The 17431-nt window shown below is 71.6% G+C and carries 15 protein-coding genes; 6 read left to right on the top strand and 9 right to left on the bottom strand.

The annotated features are described in order from the left end of the window. Positions 1-129: 129 nt before the first annotated feature. Together ACZ4D5_RS14040 and ACZ4D5_RS14035 are read right to left on the bottom strand one after the other, a co-directional pair. Positions 130-3048 carry an FAD-binding and (Fe-S)-binding domain-containing protein gene (locus tag ACZ4D5_RS14040; protein WP_467772597.1) on the bottom strand — a complete coding sequence of 973 codons (2919 nt, stop codon included), beginning with the start codon at positions 3046-3048 and terminating at the stop codon, positions 130-132. A gap of 19 nt (positions 3049-3067) precedes the next feature. Next, the gene (locus ACZ4D5_RS14035) at positions 3068-3508 is read right to left on the bottom strand and encodes a MarR family winged helix-turn-helix transcriptional regulator (RefSeq protein ID WP_467772596.1); all 441 of its coding nucleotides are present in this window, start codon (positions 3506-3508) and stop codon (positions 3068-3070) included. A 143-nt stretch (positions 3509-3651) separates the two neighbouring features. On the opposite strand from ACZ4D5_RS14035, the gene ACZ4D5_RS14030 reads away from it, so the two are divergent. From ACZ4D5_RS14030 to ACZ4D5_RS14015, 4 genes are all read left to right on the top strand, one after another. Further along, positions 3652-5457 (top strand): ABC transporter ATP-binding protein, encoded by a 1806-nt coding sequence (locus ACZ4D5_RS14030; protein WP_467772595.1) that lies wholly within the window; start codon positions 3652-3654, stop codon positions 5455-5457. An 84-nt stretch (positions 5458-5541) separates the two neighbouring features. Further along, positions 5542-6360 (top strand): endolytic transglycosylase MltG, encoded by an 819-nt coding sequence (mltG, locus tag ACZ4D5_RS14025; RefSeq protein WP_467772594.1) that lies wholly within the window; start codon positions 5542-5544, stop codon positions 6358-6360. 111 nt (positions 6361-6471) lie between these two features. Then, positions 6472-7170 carry an antibiotic biosynthesis monooxygenase gene (locus tag ACZ4D5_RS14020; RefSeq protein ID WP_467772593.1) on the top strand — a complete coding sequence of 233 codons (699 nt, stop codon included), beginning with the start codon at positions 6472-6474 and terminating at the stop codon, positions 7168-7170. 180 nt (positions 7171-7350) lie between these two features. Beyond that, a complete protein-coding gene (locus ACZ4D5_RS14015) occupies positions 7351-8619 on the top strand; it encodes a S8 family peptidase (protein WP_467772592.1) in 1269 nt (422 codons plus the stop codon). A 19-nt stretch (positions 8620-8638) separates the two neighbouring features. Here the strand turns inward: ACZ4D5_RS14015 and ACZ4D5_RS14010 are convergent, their stop codons facing one another. The 6 genes from ACZ4D5_RS14010 to ACZ4D5_RS13985 all read right to left on the bottom strand — a co-directional run bounded on the left by ACZ4D5_RS14010 (position 8639) and on the right by ACZ4D5_RS13985 (position 14053). Next, positions 8639-9748: an NAD(P)-binding domain-containing protein gene (locus ACZ4D5_RS14010; RefSeq protein WP_467772591.1), complete on the bottom strand. Its 1110-nt coding sequence runs from the start codon at positions 9746-9748 to the stop codon at positions 8639-8641. Between the two features lie 51 nt (positions 9749-9799). Beyond that, positions 9800-11023: an LLM class flavin-dependent oxidoreductase gene (locus ACZ4D5_RS14005; RefSeq protein ID WP_467772590.1), complete on the bottom strand. Its 1224-nt coding sequence runs from the start codon at positions 11021-11023 to the stop codon at positions 9800-9802. Positions 11024-11026: 3 nt separating this feature from the next. Next, a complete protein-coding gene (locus tag ACZ4D5_RS14000) occupies positions 11027-12100 on the bottom strand; it encodes an ABC transporter substrate-binding protein (RefSeq protein WP_467772589.1) in 1074 nt (357 codons plus the stop codon). Between the two features lie 38 nt (positions 12101-12138). Next, positions 12139-12936, bottom strand: a complete 798-nt coding sequence (locus tag ACZ4D5_RS13995; protein WP_467772588.1) for an ABC transporter ATP-binding protein — start codon at positions 12934-12936, stop codon at positions 12139-12141. Then, complete coding sequence (locus tag ACZ4D5_RS13990) at positions 12909-13802, bottom strand: ABC transporter permease (protein ID WP_467772587.1); 894 nt, start codon at positions 13800-13802, stop codon at positions 12909-12911. Before ACZ4D5_RS13990 ends, ACZ4D5_RS13995 begins: the two co-directional genes overlap by 28 nt. Before the next feature lie 167 nt (positions 13803-13969). Then, complete coding sequence (locus ACZ4D5_RS13985) at positions 13970-14053, bottom strand: putative leader peptide (RefSeq protein ID WP_362638461.1); 84 nt, start codon at positions 14051-14053, stop codon at positions 13970-13972. 102 nt (positions 14054-14155) lie between these two features. On the opposite strand from ACZ4D5_RS13985, the gene ACZ4D5_RS13980 reads away from it, so the two are divergent. Both ACZ4D5_RS13980 and ACZ4D5_RS13975 read left to right on the top strand, forming a co-directional pair. Continuing rightward, complete coding sequence (locus ACZ4D5_RS13980; RefSeq protein ID WP_467772586.1) at positions 14156-14578, top strand: secondary thiamine-phosphate synthase enzyme YjbQ; 423 nt, start codon at positions 14156-14158, stop codon at positions 14576-14578. Positions 14579-14780: 202 nt separating this feature from the next. Continuing rightward, positions 14781-16826: a galactose-binding domain-containing protein gene (locus ACZ4D5_RS13975; protein ID WP_467772585.1), complete on the top strand. Its 2046-nt coding sequence runs from the start codon at positions 14781-14783 to the stop codon at positions 16824-16826. A gap of 1 nt (position 16827) precedes the next feature. On the opposite strand, the gene ACZ4D5_RS13970 is transcribed toward ACZ4D5_RS13975, so the two are convergent. Further along, entirely contained in the window at positions 16828-17421 is a 594-nt protein-coding gene (locus tag ACZ4D5_RS13970) for a TetR/AcrR family transcriptional regulator (RefSeq protein ID WP_467772584.1), read from the bottom strand. Positions 17422-17431: the final 10 nt, after the last annotated feature.

The raw sequence follows: 17431 nt of genomic DNA, 5'->3' as shown, positions 1-17431 counted from the left end.
GGGCGGAAGTCACCTTGATGGCGGTGCGGACGACACGCAAGAGGCTGTAGTGATCGGAGAGTTGGACTTATCGCGCGGGGACGGGATCGCGCGTCGACGAGTGGGCGCCCCCCCCCGGCGCCGACTTCATCAGGGACGGGTCGCGCGCTCCAGCTCAAGCAGCACGGAGTAGTAGCCGCGACCCGTCGCGTGGTCCATGCCGACCTCGCACATGCGGTTCGCCGACAGGTGCGCGTCGAAGGGGCGGGCGGCGACCTCCGCCGCCTCCTTCGCGGTGGCCGACTCCGTGAGTTCCTTGTGGAGCATGCCGCGGTCGCCCGCGAAGGCGCAGCACCCGGCGTCGTCCGGGACGACCACCTCGTCCGCGCACGCCTCGGCCACCGCGCGCAACTGCGCCTCGTCGCCGAGGTGGCGCATGGAGCAGGTGGGGTGCAGCACGGCTGAGCCGACCGTGCGGCGCACGGTGAGGTGGGGGAGCAGTTCGTCGGCGGCCCAGACGATCGAGTCGACGATCGTCAGTTCCCGGTGCAACGCGCGGTTGTCGTCGGTCAGATAGGGCACCACCTCGTGCGCGATGCCGAGCGTGCACGACGAGGCGTCGACGACCAGCGGCAGGCGGCCGCCCGCGGTCCAGCCCCAGGCCGCCTCGACGATGCGGTTGGCCATGACCCTGTTGCCCGCGTCGTACCCCTTGGAGTGCCAGATCGTCGCGCAGCACGTCCCCGCGACGTCGTCCGGAATCCACACCGGCTTGCCCGCGCGCATGGAGACGGCGACGACGGCCTCGGCCAGGGAGCGGTCGCCGGGCCCGCCGAAGATGCGGTTGACGCACGCCGGGTAGTAGACGGCCGACGCGCCCACGCGCGCGGTGCGCGGCAGTCCGCGCGCCGCGGCCCCGGGGATCTGCGGCAGCCACTCCGGTACGAGGTCGGGGCGCACGGCCTTGCGGGCGGTGCGGGTCACCGCGGTGAGCAGGCGGTCGCCGATCCTGTCGGCGGCGGCCACCGCGAGCCGCACGGACGCCTCGACGGCCTTGAAGTTCTTGGCCGTGAGGGCGGCGATCCGCTCCTCGCGCGGCGAGTGACGGGCGTGCCGGAGGTCCTTCATCAGGGCGCCGGTGTCGATGCCGACCGGGCAGGCGAGCTTGCACGTCGAGTCGCCCGCGCAGGTGTCCACGGCGTCGTAGCCGTACGCCTCGACGAGGCCGTCCTCGACGGGGGAGCCCGCGGGCTGGCGCATCATCTCGCGGCGCAGCACGATGCGTTGGCGCGGGGTCGTGGTCAAGTCCTCGCTGGGGCAGGTCGGTTCGCAGAAGCCGCACTCGATGCACGGGTCGGCGATCGGCTCCACCGTGGGGATGGTCTTCAGGCCGCGCAGATGGGCCTTGGGGTCGCGGTCGAGGACGATGCGGGGCGCGAGGACCCCGTCGGGGTCGATGACCTGCTTCGTGCGCCACATCAACTCGGTTGCCTGCGGCCCCCATTCGAGCTCCAGGAAGGGCGCGATGTTGCGGCCCGTGGCGTGCTCGGCCTTGAGGGAGCCGTCGAAGCGCTCCACGGTCAGGCGGCAGAAGTCGTCCATGAAGGCGGCGTAACGCTCCACGTCGGCGGGGACCGCCGCGTCGAAGGCGAGCAGGAAGTGCAGGTTGCCGTGGGCCGCGTGGCCCGCGACGGCGGCGTCGAAGCCGTGCCGCGTCTGCAGGTCGAGCAGGGCCTCGCAGGCCTCGGAGAGCTTTCCCGGGGGCACCGCGAAGTCCTCGGTGATCAGGGTCGTGCCCGAGGGGCGGGAGCCGCCGACGGCGGTGACGAAGGCCTTGCGCGCCTTCCAGTAGCCGCCGATCGTCTTCGCGTCGCGTGTGAACGTGTTGGTCACCGAGGCGACGGGGGCGACCAGTTCGAGCCCTTCGAGGGCCTTGACCGCGGCCGCTTCGTACGCCTCCTGCGTGGCCTCGTCCGGGGCGCGGAACTCCACGAGGAGCGCGGCCGTCGCCTTCGGGAGCCCGGCCCAGTCGGCGGGCACCCCCTGGACGCTGACCGAGGCACGCAGCGTGTTGCCGTCCATCAGCTCGACGGCGAGCGCGCCCGCCGCGTTGAACACCGGAACGGCCGCGGCGGCCGCGGGCAGCGAGGGGAAGAAGAGCAGGGCGGTACTGGTGTGCCGGTCCAGCGGCAGGGTGTCGAAGACGACTTCGGAGATGAAGCCGAAGGTGCCCTCGGAGCCGACCATGAGGCCGCGCAGGATCTCCACGGGGGTCGTCCCGTCGAGGAAGGCGTCCAGGCGGTAGCCGTTGGTGTTCTTGATCTGGTACTTGGCGCGGATGCGGGCGACCAGCTCGGGGTCCGCCTCGATCTCCCGCTTGATGGCGAGCAGACCCTGGCACAGGGCGGGTTCGGCGTGCGCGAGCCGGTCGTCCGCGTCCGGCTCGGCCGTGTCGACGACCGTCCCCGAGGGCAGGACGAAGGTCAGCGAGGCGACGGTGCGGTAGGAGTTGCGGGTGGTGCCCGCGGTCATGCCGGAGGCGTTGTTCGCGACGACCCCGCCGATGGTGCAGGCGATGGCGCTCGCCGGGTCGGGGCCGAGCACCCGGCCGTGGCGGGAGAGCGTGGCGTTGGCGCGCAGTACCGTCGTCCCGGGGCCGATGCGGGCCCGCTCGCCGTCCCCGAGCACCTCGATGCCCGACCAGTGCTTGCGTACGTCCACGAGGATGTCCTCGCCCTGGGCCTGGCCGTTCAGGGACGTCCCCGCCGCGCGGAAGACGACCTCGCGGCCCTTGCCGTGCGCGTACGACAGGACGGTCGAGACGTCGTCGATGTCCTCGGCGACGACCACGACCTGCGGCACGAAGCGGTAGGGGCTCGCGTCGGAGGCGTACCGCACCAGGTCGGAGACCTTTGTCAGGACCTTGTCCGCGCTCAGGAGCGCGGTCAGCTCGCAGCGCAGGGGCTCCGGGGTGCCCGAGGCCTGCCCGTCGGGCACGCGGTCGGGCGAAGGGCCCCGCGCGGGCGACGTGGGGCGCAGGGCGTCCGGATCGGGCTCAAGGAGCGGCATGGGCTCTCCCTCGGCGGTGTCAGCAGCGGCCGTCCGGGTCGTCGAGCAGGGCGGACAGCAGACCGCCGAGCACCTCGCGCTGTTCGGCGGTCAGTGGAGCCAGGATGTCCTCTGCGGCGGCCCGGCGCGCGCTGCGCAGCTTCTTCAGGGCGTCCTGCCCCGCATCCGTCAGTTCGATCCGGATGACGCGGCGATTGCTCGGATCCGGCACGCGGCGCACCAGGCCGCCCGACTCCAGGCCGTCGACCAGGCTCGTGACGGCGCGCGGAACCACTTCCAGGCGCTGGGCGAGGTCGGCCATGCGCGGAGGCGCGTCGTAGTGCGCGAGGGTGCGCAGCAGACGGGACTGGGCAGGGGTGACTCCCACCGGCTCCAGATGGCGCTTCTGGATGCGGTGCAGCCTGCGGGTGAGCCGCAGCAGCTGTTCGGCGAGGGGGCCGTCGGTGTCCGGGGCGCTCATGAGTCGGTGTCCGGGGTGCTCATGACGGGAAGATTATCAGGACCTTGTGCATTGTGAGTATAGGTAACAGTGAGCTATGCTCCCTGAAGTTTTTCATCGTTCACCGATGTCCGTCCCCTGACCCCCGCACCCCGTAGGAGCCCATGCGTCACGACGAACCGACCTGGACGCCGCCGCCCCAGGCCCCCGGCCAGGAGCCGCCGCGCCAGATGCGCCGCATCCTTCGCCTCTTCCGTCCCTACCGAGGCCGCCTCGCGATCGTGGGCCTGCTGGTCTGCGCCGCCTCCCTCGTCTCGGTCACCACGCCCTTCCTCCTCAAGGAGATCCTCGACACCGCCCTGCCCGAAGGCCGCACGGGCCTGCTGAGCCTGCTCGCGCTCGGCATGATCCTCGGCGCGGTCGTCACGAGCGTCTTCGGCGTCCTGCAGACGCTGATCAGCACCTCCGTGGGGCAGCGGGTCATGCACGACCTGCGCACCGCCGTCTACGGCCGGCTGCAGAGCATGTCCCTGGCCTTCTTCACCCGGACCCGCACGGGTGAGGTCCAGTCCCGCATCGCCAACGACATCGGCGGCATGCAGGCGACCGTCACCTCCACCGCCACCTCCCTCGTCTCCAACCTCACGAGCGTGATCGCGACGGTCGTCGCCATGCTCGCCCTGGACTGGCGCCTGACCGTCGTCTCGCTGCTCCTGCTGCCGGTGTTCGTGTGGATCAGCCGCCGCGTGGGCCGCGAGCGCAAGAAGATCGCCACGCAGCGCCAGAAGCAGATGGCCGCCATGGCCGCGACCGTCACCGAGTCGCTCTCGGTCAGCGGCATCGTCCTCGGGCGCACGATGGGCCGCGCCGACTCCCTCACCCGGTCCTTCGCCGACGAGTCCGAGCGCCTCGTCGACCTGGAGGTCCGCTCGAACATGGCGGGGCGCTGGCGCATGGCGGTCATCACGGTCGTCATGGCCGCCATGCCCGCCGTCATCTACTGGGCCGCGGGCATCGCCTTCCAGGCGGGCGGCCCCACCGTCTCGATCGGCACGCTCGTCGCCTTCGTCTCGCTCCAGCAGGGCCTGTTCCGGCCGACCGTGAGCCTGCTCTCCACCGGCGTGCAGATCCAGACCTCGCTCGCGCTCTTCCAGCGCATCTTCGAGTACCTCGACCTGCCCGTCGACATCACCGAGCCCGAGAGGCCGGTGCGCCTGGACAAGGTCAAGGGCGAAGTCCGCTTCGAGGGCGTCGAGTTCCGCTACGACGAGAAGTCCGGGCCCACGCTCCAGGGCATCGACCTCGCGATACCCGCCGGCGGCAGCCTCGCGGTGGTCGGCCCCACGGGATCCGGCAAGTCGACCCTCAGCCACCTGGTGCCCCGGCTCTACGACGTCACCGGCGGCCGCGTCACCCTCGACGGCGTCGACGTGCGCGACCTCGACTTCGACACCCTCGCCCGCGCCGTCGGCGTGGTCTCCCAGGAGACCTACCTCTTCCACGCCTCGGTCGCGGACAACCTCCGCTTCGCCAAGCCCGACGCCACCGACGAGGAGCTCGTCGCCGCGGCCCGTGCCGCCCAGATCCACGACCACATCGCGTCCCTGCCCGACGGGTACGACACGGTCGTCGGCGAGCGCGGCCACCGCTTCTCCGGCGGCGAGAAGCAGCGTCTGGCCATCGCCCGCACCATCCTGCGCGACCCGCCGGTCCTCATCCTCGACGAGGCGACCAGCGCGCTGGACACCCGCACCGAGCGGGCCGTGCAGGAGGCCATCGACGCCCTGTCCGCGAACCGGACCACCCTCACCATCGCCCACCGGCTCTCCACCGTCCGCGGCGCCGACCAGATCGTGGTCCTGGACGCGGGCCGCGCCGTCGAGCGCGGCACCCACGAGGAGCTCATGGAGCGCGACGGCCGGTACGCCGCCCTCGTCCGCAGGGACGCCCAGCTGGAGCCGACCGCATGAGACCGGGGCCGACCGCGTGACGAGCGGAGCCGACTGCATGACGATATGCCGGGAATGCCCGCATCTGCGGGTTACCGTGCCCGCATGCAGACCAAGACTCCGCGACGGGGCACGATTCGACTGACGCGGCGGGGCAGGATCGCCCTGATCGCGACCGGAGCCGTCGCGGCGGCCACCGCCGTGGCGGTGCCGCTGCTGCTCCCGGACGACGCCGCACGGCCCGAGTCGCTGACCATTCCCGAGGGCTGGCGCTCGGGCCAGGTGTACGCGGCCGTGGACAAGGCCCTCAAGGTGCCCTCGGGCACGACGAAGAAGGCCCTTCCCAAGGCCGACCTGAAACTCCCGAGCGACGCCGGGGGCAACCCCGAGGGGTACCTCTTCCCGGCGACGTATCCGATCAGCTCCCAGTCGACGCCGGCGTCCGTGCTGTCGTACATGGTGAACACGGCGAACAAGAAGTTCAGCGGCGGGCACGTCACGGCGGGCGCCGACCGCAACGCCGTGAACGTGTACCAGACCGTCACCATCGCGAGCATGGTCGAGGCCGAGGCGGGCTCGAAGGCGGACATGGGCAAGGTCGCCCGGGTCATCTACAACCGGCTCGACCAGGGCATGCCGCTGCAGATGGACTCCACCATCAACTACGCCCTGAACCGCTCCACGCTGGCCACCAGCGACCGCGACACGAAGATCAGCAGCCCCTACAACACCTACGCGCGCATGGGCCTGCCGCCGACGCCCATCGGCAACCCCGGTGAGGAGGCGATGCGGGCGGCGACCAGCCCGACGCCGGGGGACTGGCTGTACTTCGTGACCGTGAAGCCGGGGGACACGCGCTTCACGTCGAGCTTCGAGCAACACCAGAAGCATGTCGCGGAGTTCAACAAGAACCAGGCGAGGTAGCCGCGTTCGCCTCCCGCGCCCCTCCTGGCCGGCTCCGCCTTGACTTCAACCGCGGTTCAGGTACGACGCTTTCCTCCGGCCACGTCACCGCAGCCCCAGGAGGAGCCGGCCATGCCCGCACCGACCCCCGCAGCCTTCCCCGACGTCCGGCGCCCGGACGCGGGCACGATCCTCGTCAGTTCCTGGATCATGCCCACGCCGGACGTCCAGCGGCAGGCCGCGGACCTCGTCGTCCGGGGGTGGCAGGACGAGGAGCGCCCGGACGCGATGCTCTCGATCACCACGTTCCTGAGCGAGGACGGCACCCAGGTCCTCGTCTACGCGCAGTGGACGGACGACGATGCGCACCTCGCATGGGCGCGGGCCCGGCGCGCCCAGAGCGTCAGTGAGGTCGACCGGATCGTGCCCGGCATCGAGCGCCCCGGCCTCGTGCGCTACGCGCTCCACGGCAGCTACGCGCCCGAGGAGAGCGCGGGCCGCACTCCCGGCGCCCTGGTCACCCCCACGTTCGAGACCGAAGGGCCCGACAGCCAGCGCGCCCTCGCCGACACCGTCATCGCGATGCTGGAGCGGCTGCGCCCGCCCGGCCTGCTCGCGGCCCACTTCCACGCGAGCAAGGACGGCCACAGGGTGCTCAACCACGCGGAGTGGGAGGACCTGACGGCCTGGCGGCGCTTCGCCGAGCAGGGCGGAGCGCATGAACTGGCCGAGGCCATCGCGCGGTTGGACGGCGTGACCACGGCCCACCGCCGGTTCGGCGCGCCCCACTACCTGCCGCACAAGAGCCTGGTGAACGTGGCCGCGCCCTGAGCGGCGTACGAGGGGCACGAGAAGGGGATGCCGGTCGGCGTGTTCCGGCCTCTTGTGCCCTGCGGGACGGCGCGAGAGGCTGGCGTGCGCTCCGCGCCGCACCATCGGCAACGACCGCACCGAGCACCGCACATGACCCGACCCCACCCCTGGTCAACGAAAGGTTCAGGTGCACCGGGAATGAGAATGCCCTCCCGTCGGCGGCCGGCAGCGGTGCTGCTGTCCGCCGCGCTCATGGCCGCCGGACTCCAGCTCGGCGTCGCCCCTTCCGCCACCCACGCGGCCTCCGGCGGCTCCGCCGGGGACGTACGGCTCGCGAGCGGCTCCGAGGCGGCCGTGCCGGACGGCTGGATCGTCGTGCTGAAGGGCGACCGCTCGGCGGCGGCCGCCGACGCCGTGCCCTCCGTGGCGCGCGAGCTCATCGGCCGGGCCGAAGGCGCGCGGCTCGGACACGTGTACCGGGCGGCGCTGCACGGCTTCTCCGCGCGGATGAGCCGGACGCAGGCCGAGCGGCTCGCCGCGGACCCCCGTGTCGCGTACGTCCGTCAGGACACCCGCCTCAGGATCGACGCCCCGCGCTCCGTGCGGCCCGCGGCCGACACCACGCAGCCCAACGCGCCCTGGGGCCTGGACCGCATCGACCAGCGCCGCCTTCCGCTGTCGACCACGTACACCTATCGCACCACCGCTCCCGGCGTGAGCGTGTACGTCATCGACACCGGACTGCGCACCACGCACACGGAGTTCGGCGGGCGCGCCTCGGTCGGGGTCGACACCGTGGGCGACGGCCGCAACGGCGACGACTGCCACGGCCACGGCACCCACGTGGGCGGCGTCGCCGCGGGCAGGACGTACGGGGTGGCCAAGCAGGCCAGGCTGGTGGCGGTGCGCGTCCTGGACTGCCAGGGCTCGGGCACCACCTCGGGAGTCGTCGCCGGCATCGACTGGGTGACGAAGAACGCGAAGCGGCCCGCCGTCGCGAACATGAGCCTCGGCGGTGGGGCGAACCAGGTCCTCGACACGGCGGTGCGCAACTCGATCAGTTCCGGGGTCACCTACGCCGTCTCGGCGGGCAGTGCCGCTCAGTCCGGCGGCGCCTGCAACACCTCGCCCTCGCGGGTGGCCGAGGCGATCGTCGTCGGCGCCAGTGACAGCGGTGACCGCCGGGCTTCGTCGTCCAACTACGGCGCGTGTGTCTCCTTGTTCGCGCCCGGTGTACTGATCCCGTCCGCCTCGAAGGACAGCGACACGTCCACCACGACGCTCAGCGGTACGTCGATGGCCACCGCACACGTGACCGGCGCGGCCGCGCTCCACCTCGCCTTCCGGCCGAAGGACACTCCGGCGCAGGTGAAGAAGGGGATCGTCGACAACGCCACCACGGGAGCGCTGCAGGGCAGCCCGCCGGTCGTGCCGGACAAGCTGCTCTACACGCTGTACCTGCCCTAGCGTCCGGGAGGGGGCGCCCTCACACCGCGACCGGCGCCCCCGCCAGCAGCCGCCGAATGTCCCGTACCGCCGCACGGCCCGCGCGATTGGCACCGATCGTGCTGGCCGAAGGCCCGTACCCGACCAGGTGGACGCGGGGGTCGGCGGCGGCGCGGGTGCCCTCCATCCTGATGCCGCCGCCCGCCTCGCGCAGACGCAGCGGCGCGAGGTGCTCGATCGCCGGGCGGAATCCCGTGGCCCAGAGGATGACGTCGGCGTCCACGCGGCGGCCGTCGTCCCACTCGACGCCCGTCGGCGTGATCCGGTCGAACATCGGCAGCCGGTCGAGCACCCCGTCGGCCCGCGCCTGCCGGATCGCGTCGTTCACGGGCAGCCCCGTCACCGACACCACGCTCTTCGGCGGCAGGCCCTGGCGTACGCGCTCCTCGACCAGGGCGACGGCCGAGCGCCCCCAGTTCTCGTCGAAGGGGCCCTCGCGGAACACCGGCTCGCTCCGGGTGACCCAGGTGGTCGCCGCCGCGTACGGGGCGATCTCCATGAGGTGCTGCGTGCCGGAGGCGCCGCCACCCACGACGATCACCCGCTGGCCCTCGAACGCCTCGGGCCCGGGATAGATCGCCGTGTGCAACTGCCGCCCGCGGAAGGTGTCCTGGCCCGGGTAGCGGGGCCAGAACGGCCGGTCCCAGGTGCCCGTCGCGTTGATCAGCGCGCGCGTCGACCAGGTGCCCGCCGAGGTCTCCACGAGGAGCCGCCCGGCGTCGCCCTCGCGGACCTCGTGCACGTCGACGGGGCGCCGCACCCGCAGGCCGAAGCGGCGCTCGTACTCCTCGAAGTACTCCCCGATGACCTCCGACGACGGGCGCGCGGGGTCCGCGCCCGTGAGCTCCATGCCAGGGAGCGCGTGCATGCCGTGGACCTTGGCGTACGTCAGTGAAGGCCACCGGAACTGCCAGGCGCCGCCGGGCCGGGGCGCGTGGTCGAGGACCACGAAGTCCCGGTCCGGCGCGAAGCCGACCCGCCGCAGGTGGTAGGCGCCGGACAGACCCGCCTGCCCGGCGCCGACGACGACCACGTCCACGTCCTGTACCGCCGTCGTGGCGGCTGCGTCTCGTACCCCGATGTCGTTCACGTTTCTACTAACTCCCTCGGGGGCCGAGATCTTCCCGACGCGCCGGGCCGCTCAGCGCCCGCTCGCTGAGCGCCCGCCCGCCACCAGCAGCGGAGCGCCGCCGGGAGCGGAGGCCGGACGGCCGTTCGCCGCGGGCACGCCGGTCAGCGGCGACGCCGGGATCCGCGCCAGCAGGCCGCGCGCGGCCAGGTCGGGGATGACGCCCTCGCCGAACCAGTACGCCTCCTCCAGGTGCGGATAGCCGGACAGCACGAAGTGCTCGACGCCGAGCGCGTGGTACTCCTCGATGCGGTCGGCGACGTCGGCGTGGCTGCCGACCAGCGCCGTGCCCGCGCCGCCGCGGACCAGGCCCACGCCCGCCCACAGATTGGGCGAGATCTCCAGCCTGTCGCGGGAGCCGCCGTGCAGCGCGAGCATCCGCTGCTGGCCCACCGACTCGCTGCGGCCGAGCGCCTCCTGGGCGGCGGCGACGGTGTCCGCGTCGAGGTCGTCGAGGAGCCGGTTCGCGGTCGCCCACGCCTCGGCGGACGAGTCGCGGGAGATGGTGTGCAGACGGATGCCGAACCGGACCGTGCGCCCCTCCTTCTCGGCGAGCCCCCGGATCCAGTCGATCTTCTGCCTGACCTGCTCGGGCGGCTCGCCCCACGTCAGATACACGTCCGTGTGCCGCGCCGCGACGGGACCGGCCGCCGCCGACGAACCGCCGAAGAAGATCTCCGGCAGCGGGTCCGGCGGCAGCGCGGTGAGCCCGCCCTCGACCTGGTAGTGCTCGCCGGTGAAGTCGTAGGGCTCGCCGCTCCACACGCCCCGTACGACCGAGAGGAACTCATCCGTGCGGGCGTAGCGCCGGTCGTGGTCCACGTGGTCGCCGAACCGCCGCTGTTCGGTCGAGTCGCCGCCGGTGACCACGTTGAGCAGCAGCCGCCCGCGCGTGATGCGCTGATACGTCGCCGCCATCTGCGCGGCAAGCACGGGGGAGATGACACCGGGGCGGAACGCCACGAGGAACTTGAGCCGCTCCGTGTGCTGGGCGAGCGCGACCGTCGTCAGCCAGGCGTCCTCGCACCACGTGCCGGTCGGCGTGAGCACCGCCTCGAAGCCCAACTGCTCGGCGGCCTTGGCGATCTGGGCCAGATACTCGATGTCGGGCGCGCGCACACCGCTGACCGGAGTGACCCGGGAGCGCGTGATGCCGCCGTCGGTGTAGGCGTGCCGGTCGACGAGGGTGCGGCCGTCGCCGCCGGTCGGCAGGAACCAGTGGAGGTGGACGGTCATGGTTCAGGACTCCTTGCTGTTCTTGCCGCTGTTCTTGCCGTACGAGCGCGGCTCGGTGGTGGAGGGCGGCAGGTCGTCGTTGAAGCGGGTGTCGACGAAGTCGCCGAAGTCGATGCGGCGCGGGATCAGCTTCAGAGCGGTGAAGGTGTCCGCGATCTCCTGCTCGGAGGCGACGACGTTCTTGTCGACGGCCACCGGGATCCGGGTGCCGTTGGTGCGCTTGACCGCGTCGAGCGCCACCTCGTAGGGCAGGCCGGTGTCCTTCGCCCAGACCTTCGCCCAGGCCTTCGGGTGCTTGAAGACCCAGTCCTGCGCCCGCCGCAGCCGCTTGAGGTAGTCGTCGATCGCCTCGGACTTCTCCTTGTCGTCGAGCGCGCCGGGCGCCGCCACCTGGAAGCTGAGCCCGTTCACCAGGCCGTCGCCGTCGGTCAGGACGCGGCCCTTCCGCGCCCGCAGGACCTGCGAGGTGTACGGGTCCCAGACCGCCCACGCGTCGACCTTGCCGCCGGTGAACGCGGCCAGCGCGTCGGCCGGCTGCAGGTACTTGACCTCGACGTCCTCGAAGTCGAGCCCGGCCTTCTTCAGGGACGCGATCAGCTGGAAGTGCGCCGAGGAACCCTGGGCGACGGCGACGGACCTGCCCTTGAGGTCCTCGGTCTTCTTCAGGGGCGAGTCGCCCGGCACGAGGATGGTCTCGCCGTCCGCCGTGCCGTGGCTCGCGGCCACCACGGAGATCTTCGAGTTCGCGCCCGCCGCGAACACCGGCGGGGTGTTGCCGACGGCGCCGATGTCGACGGCCTTGGCGTTGACGGCCTCCAGGAGCGGAGGCCCGGAGGTGAAGGTCGACCAGCGGATCTTGTAGTCCAGGTCGTCGAGCTCCCCGGCGGCGCGCAGCACGGCTTCAGAACCGCCCCTCTGGTCACCGACGTTGAGGGTGAGCGACCCCTTCCCGTCGGTGCCGCCGCCCGAGCCGCCGACCGACGTACCGGCGGACGAGGTGTCGGAGCAGGCGGCCAGCAGCAGGGCCAGGGGGAGGAGCAGGGCGGCGGGGGCGAGGTGGGGGCGTGGTCGTCGCATGGGCGGTTCCGTTCGGTGCGATGAGGGGGGCGGGAGCGTCAGGAGGGTGTGGTGGTTGCCTCGGCGGGCGTCTCGGTGGGCGCATCGGTGGGCGCCTCGACGCCGAGCCGCTGGAGCAGCTCCGCGCGGAGCTCGGCGAAGCGCGGATCGGCGATCCCGCGCGGACGCTCCAGATCGATCTCCTTCTCGTACGCGATGACACCGCCGTCCATGACCAGCACCCGGTCGGCGAGCAGCACGGCCTCCTCCACGTCGTGCGTGACGAGCAGCACGGCGCAGCCGCGCCGCTGCCACAGCTCGTCGACGAGCCGCTGCGCCTTGATGCGGGTGAGGGCGTCGAGCGCGCCGAACGGCTCGTCGAGCAGGAGCAGATCGGGTTCGCGCACCAACGCGCGGGCCAGCGAGGCGCGTTGGGCCTCGCCGCCGGAGAGCGTCTTGGGCCAGGCGTTGCCGCGGTGTGTGAGGCCCACTTCGGTCAGGGCCCGTTCGGCTGTCTCGCGGTCGGGCTTGCCCGGCAGGCCGAGCAGGACGTTGCGCCACACCCTCTTCCACGGCATGAGCCGGGGCGCCTGGAACGCGACGGCCTTGCGGCGCGGCACGAGCACGGTGCCCTCGATGTCGCGGTCGAGCCCGGCGAGCACGCGCAACAGCGTCGACTTGCCGCAGCCGCTGCGGCCGAGGAGCGCCACGAACTCGCCCTGGCGGACGTCGAGTCGGAGGTCGTCGATGACGGCGCGGCCGTCGAAGGAGCGGGTCAGCCCGTCGACGCGGACGGCGGACGACGCGCCGCGGGCGGGGGGCACGGGACTCACCGGCCGGTGAACGTCGGTCGCCATTGCAGCAGCAGCCTTTCGAGGGTGCGGACGATGAAGTCGGCGATCAGGCCGAGGAAGGCGTAGACGATCAGGCAGACCACGATCACGTCGGTGCGCAGGAAGTCGCGGGCCTGCACCATCAGGAAGCCGATGCCCGCGTCGGCGTTGACCTGCTCGGCGAAGACGAGGGCGAGCCAGGCGATGCCCAGCGAGTAGCGCAGTCCGGTCATGGCACCCGGCAGCGCGCCGGGCAGTACGACGTGCCGCACGAGCCCCCACCGCGAGAGGCCGAGCGACTCCCCGGCCTCGATCAACTGCGCGTCCACGCCCCGGATTCCGGCGTACACGTTGAGGTAGAGGGGGAAGGAGACGCCGAGCGCGATGATGGCGATCTTGGGTGTCTCGCCGATGCCGAACCAGATGATGAAGAGCGGGATGAGTCCGACGAACGGCACGGTGCGCAGCATCTGCACACCGGCGTCGACGAGGTCCTCGCCGATGCGGAAGAGCCCGGAGACGAGCGCGAGGGCCGTGCCGATCACGGTGCCGAAGAGCAGCCCGACGGCGACGCGCTGGAGCGAGACCCCCATGGCGGACGGCAGGGAGCCGTCCCCGATCAGATCACCGGCGACCTGCGCGATGGTCCCGGGAGGGGCGAGCACGTCACTGGTCAACACGCCGGTGGCGCTGAGGACTTGCCAGAGCGTGAGCAGGAGGAGGGGCCCGGAGGTGCGGCGCAGCCAGCGGGGGACACGGGCGCGGCGGCTGGAGGAGGGGACGAGGGCTTCGAGCTCGGGCTCGGGTCCGGGACCCGTCGCAGATTTCGATATGCCTGATATATCGGATGTGTCGGGTGACGGATGGGGCGGGGCATGGCTGATGCTCATGGGGCTCCACGGCAGGAGGGGAGGGGCCCGGCAGTCGGAGATGCGCCTCAGTCACCCTCGGGCGGGCAGATCGGGCATCCGCGGGGGAGGGCGTACGAGAACGGCGAGAGGGCGGCCGACGGACCGGAGAGAGGTGAGGAGAAGGGTGAAACGAGTGAGAAAGGGCGTCAGCGGCCGCGGCGACACGCGGAGGAGGCCACCCGCAGCAGGTCGATGTGACCGCGCGTGGTGAGCAGGGCTGAACGCAACATGCCGCCGAACGTAGCCAGATGGCGTACACACGGTCAATGGCGTCTCGGAAGGTGGACGTCCCGTATCGCCGATTGGAAGGAGGGGTGGGGGAGGATGGGCGTATGCCCGATGGATTCACCACCCAAGTCCTGCATGTCGCGACCGGCTCCGCCGAAGCCGTCGTCGACCTCACCCACGACTGCGAGGCCTTCCTGCGCGAGGCGGCCGCCGGCCGCGACGGCCTCCTCAACGTCTTCGTGCCGCACGCCACGGCGGGCATCGCGATCCTGGAGACGGGCGCGGGCAGCGACGACGATCTCCTCGCCGCCCTGCACACCCTGCTCCCCGCGGACGACCGCTGGCGGCACCGCCACGGCAGCCCCGGTCACGGCCGCGACCACGTCCTGCCGGCCCTGGTCCCGCCGCACGCGACCCTGCCGGTCGTCGGCGGCAGCCTGGAGCTCGGGACGTGGCAGTCGGTCTGCCTCGTCGACACCAACAAGGACAATCCCCACCGGCAGGTTCGGCTGTCGTTCCTCGGGTGAGGCCGCCCGGTGGAGGGGTGTCCAAGGCCTGACCGCAGGGCGTTCGAGGGGTCCGTTTCCCGGATCGGCAGAGCTGACGATACGTCAAATAGGTCATCCGTCCCGGACTCTTGACTGGTTGTCAGGGCCGGGCCATCCTCGACGGGACCTACGCGCGAGTAAGTTGGTGCGTGCCCATCCCGGACAGCGAAGGTAGCCCCGGATGACCCTCCTCCGCAGACGCGGACTCTTTGCCGCTGTCGTCACCCTCCTGCTGGCTCTCACCGTCGGCTCCCCGCCTGCCGCGGGCGCCGACGCCCCCTGGTGGGAGCCCACCGCGCGGCCCGCCGCCGACTCCCAGATCAACGTCACCGGCGAACCCTTCCGCGGTGCGGACGGCGAGGGCCGAGTCCGCGGCTTCGTCGACGGCCACAACCACCTGATGTCCAACGAGGGCTTCGGCGGCCGCGTCATCTGCGGCAAGGCGTTCTCCACCGAGGGCGTCGCCGACGCCCTCAAGGACTGCCCCGAGCACTACCCCGACGGCTCGCTCGCTCTCTTCGAGAACATCACCGGCGGTTCGGACGGCCACCACGACCCGGTGGGCTGGCCGACGTTCAAGGACTGGCCGGCCCACAACTCCCTGAGCCACCAGCAGAACTACTACGCATGGCTGGAGCGCGCCTGGCGCGGCGGCCAGCGGATCCTGGTCAACGACCTGGTCTCCAACGGCCTGTTGTGCTCGATCTACGTCAGGGACCGCGGCTGCGACGAGATGGACTCCATCCGCCTCCAGGCCCGCAAGACCTACGAGATGCAGGACTACATCGACAAGATCTACGGCGGAAAGGGCAAGGGCTTCTTCCGTATCGTGACCGACTCGGCCCAGGCCCGGCAGGTCGCCGCGGAGGGCAAGCTCGCCGTGGTGCTCGGTGTCGAGACCTCGGAGCCCTTCGGCTGCAAGCAGATCCTGGACGTCGCCCAGTGCGGCAAGGACGACATCGACCGCGGTCTGGACGAGCTGCACGAGCTGGGTGTGCGCAGCATGTTCCTGTGCCACAAGTTCGACAACGCGCTCTGCGGGGTGCGCATGGACTCGGGCGCCATCGGCACGGCCGTGAACATCGGCCAGTTCCTCTCCACCGGCACCTTCTGGAACACGGAGAAGTGCAGCGGTCCGCAGCACGACAACCCCTCCGGCAACGCGGCCGCCCCGGCAGAGGTGGCCAAGCTGCTTCCCGCGGGCGCCGAGGTCCCCACGTACGACAGCGACGCGCAGTGCAACAAACGCGGGCTCACCCGCCTCGGTGAGTACGCGGTCAAGGGGATGATGAAGCGCAACATGATGCTCGAGGTCGACCACATGAGCGTCAAGGCGGCCGACCGCGCCCTGGACATGCTGGAGTCGGCGGACTACCCCGGCGTGCTCTCCAGTCACAGCTGGATGGACGACGGCTGGCTGGAGCGGGTCTACCGCCTCGGCGGCTTCAAGTCCTCGTACATGTCCGCGGCCGACAGCTTCGCCAAGGAGTCCGCCGGCACCGAGCCGCTGCGCAGGAAGTACGGCGTCGGACTCGGCTACGGCACCGACATGAACGGCGTCGGCGGCTGGCCGGGACCGGTCGGACCCGACGCTCCCAACGCGGTCAAGTACCCCTTCCGCAGCGCCGACGGCGGCTCCGTCGTCGACCGGCAGCGCACCGGCGAGCGCACCTGGGACCTCAACACCGACGGCGCGGCCCATGTCGGCATGGTGCCCGACTGGATCGAGCAGATGCGGCTCAGCGGCGGCAAGGACACGGTCCGGGACCTGATGGACGGTGCGGAGTCCTACCTCCGCACCTGGAAGGCGACCGAACGCCACAAGCCCGCCCCCGACCTCGCCGCCGGCGCCCCGGCGAACGCCAGCTCGACGGAGTGGAACCCGTTCACCAGCTACGCCGCCGGGAAGGCCGTGGACGGCGACACCGGCACGCGATGGGCGAGCGGCTGGTCGGACGACCAGTGGCTGCGGCTCGACCTCGGCAGCTCCCGCACGGTCGGCAAGGTCTCCCTCGACTGGGAGAAGGCCTATGCGCGGGGTTACCGGATCGAGGTCTCCGAGGACGGGACCACGTGGCGGAGCGTGTGGTCCACGGACGCCGGGAACGGAGGCCTGGACAACGCGGTGTTCAGCCCGGTGCAGGCCCGGTACGTCCGTGTCCACGGCGTGACGCGGGCGACCAAGTACGGCTACTCGATCAACGAGGCGGCGGTGTACGGCCGCTGAGCTACTCCCGCACCAACGTCAGGATCTGGTCCGCGACGACGTCCAGCACGTCACCCGCCTTCTCCTCGTCGCCGAGCACGAGGAAGTTGAGGGTGAGACCGTCGGTCAGCGCGGCCAGATACCTGGCGGCCGCGCGTTCGGGCACGGCCAGCTCCACGCCCAGGATCGCGGGGAGCTGACGGATCACCTTGGTGTGGGCCTGGACGTAGCGCTCGTACTGCCGCCGGGCGAGGTGCTCGTAGCCGGGCTCCCGCAGCGCGTACTGGGTGAGTTCGTACGTCAGCATGTGCTCTCCCGGATTGGCCAGCACATGGTCCCAGTACGCCTGGAGCCCGGCGCGGATCGTCTCACGCAGGGTGGGTCCGGGGACGAGCGTGCTGAGGACGTCCGACTCGGAGTGCTCGGAGATGGTGTCCATCACCGCTTCGAGCAACTCCTGCTTGGAGTCGAAGCAGTAGTGGAAGACGCTCAGCGAGACGCCTGCCTCCGCCACGACGGACCGTGTCGTGGTCTTCGCGACGCCGTCGCGGGCCATCACCCGGATCGCGGCCTCGACCAGTTGCCTGCGCCGCTGAGCCGACGGCATCCGCCCCATGGCGCCTCCT

It is taken from the genome of Streptomyces sp. NPDC025651, from assembly GCF_055558735.1.
Note: the sequence above shows the minus strand (reverse complement) of the source record. Positions and strands in the feature narration are given on the sequence as shown.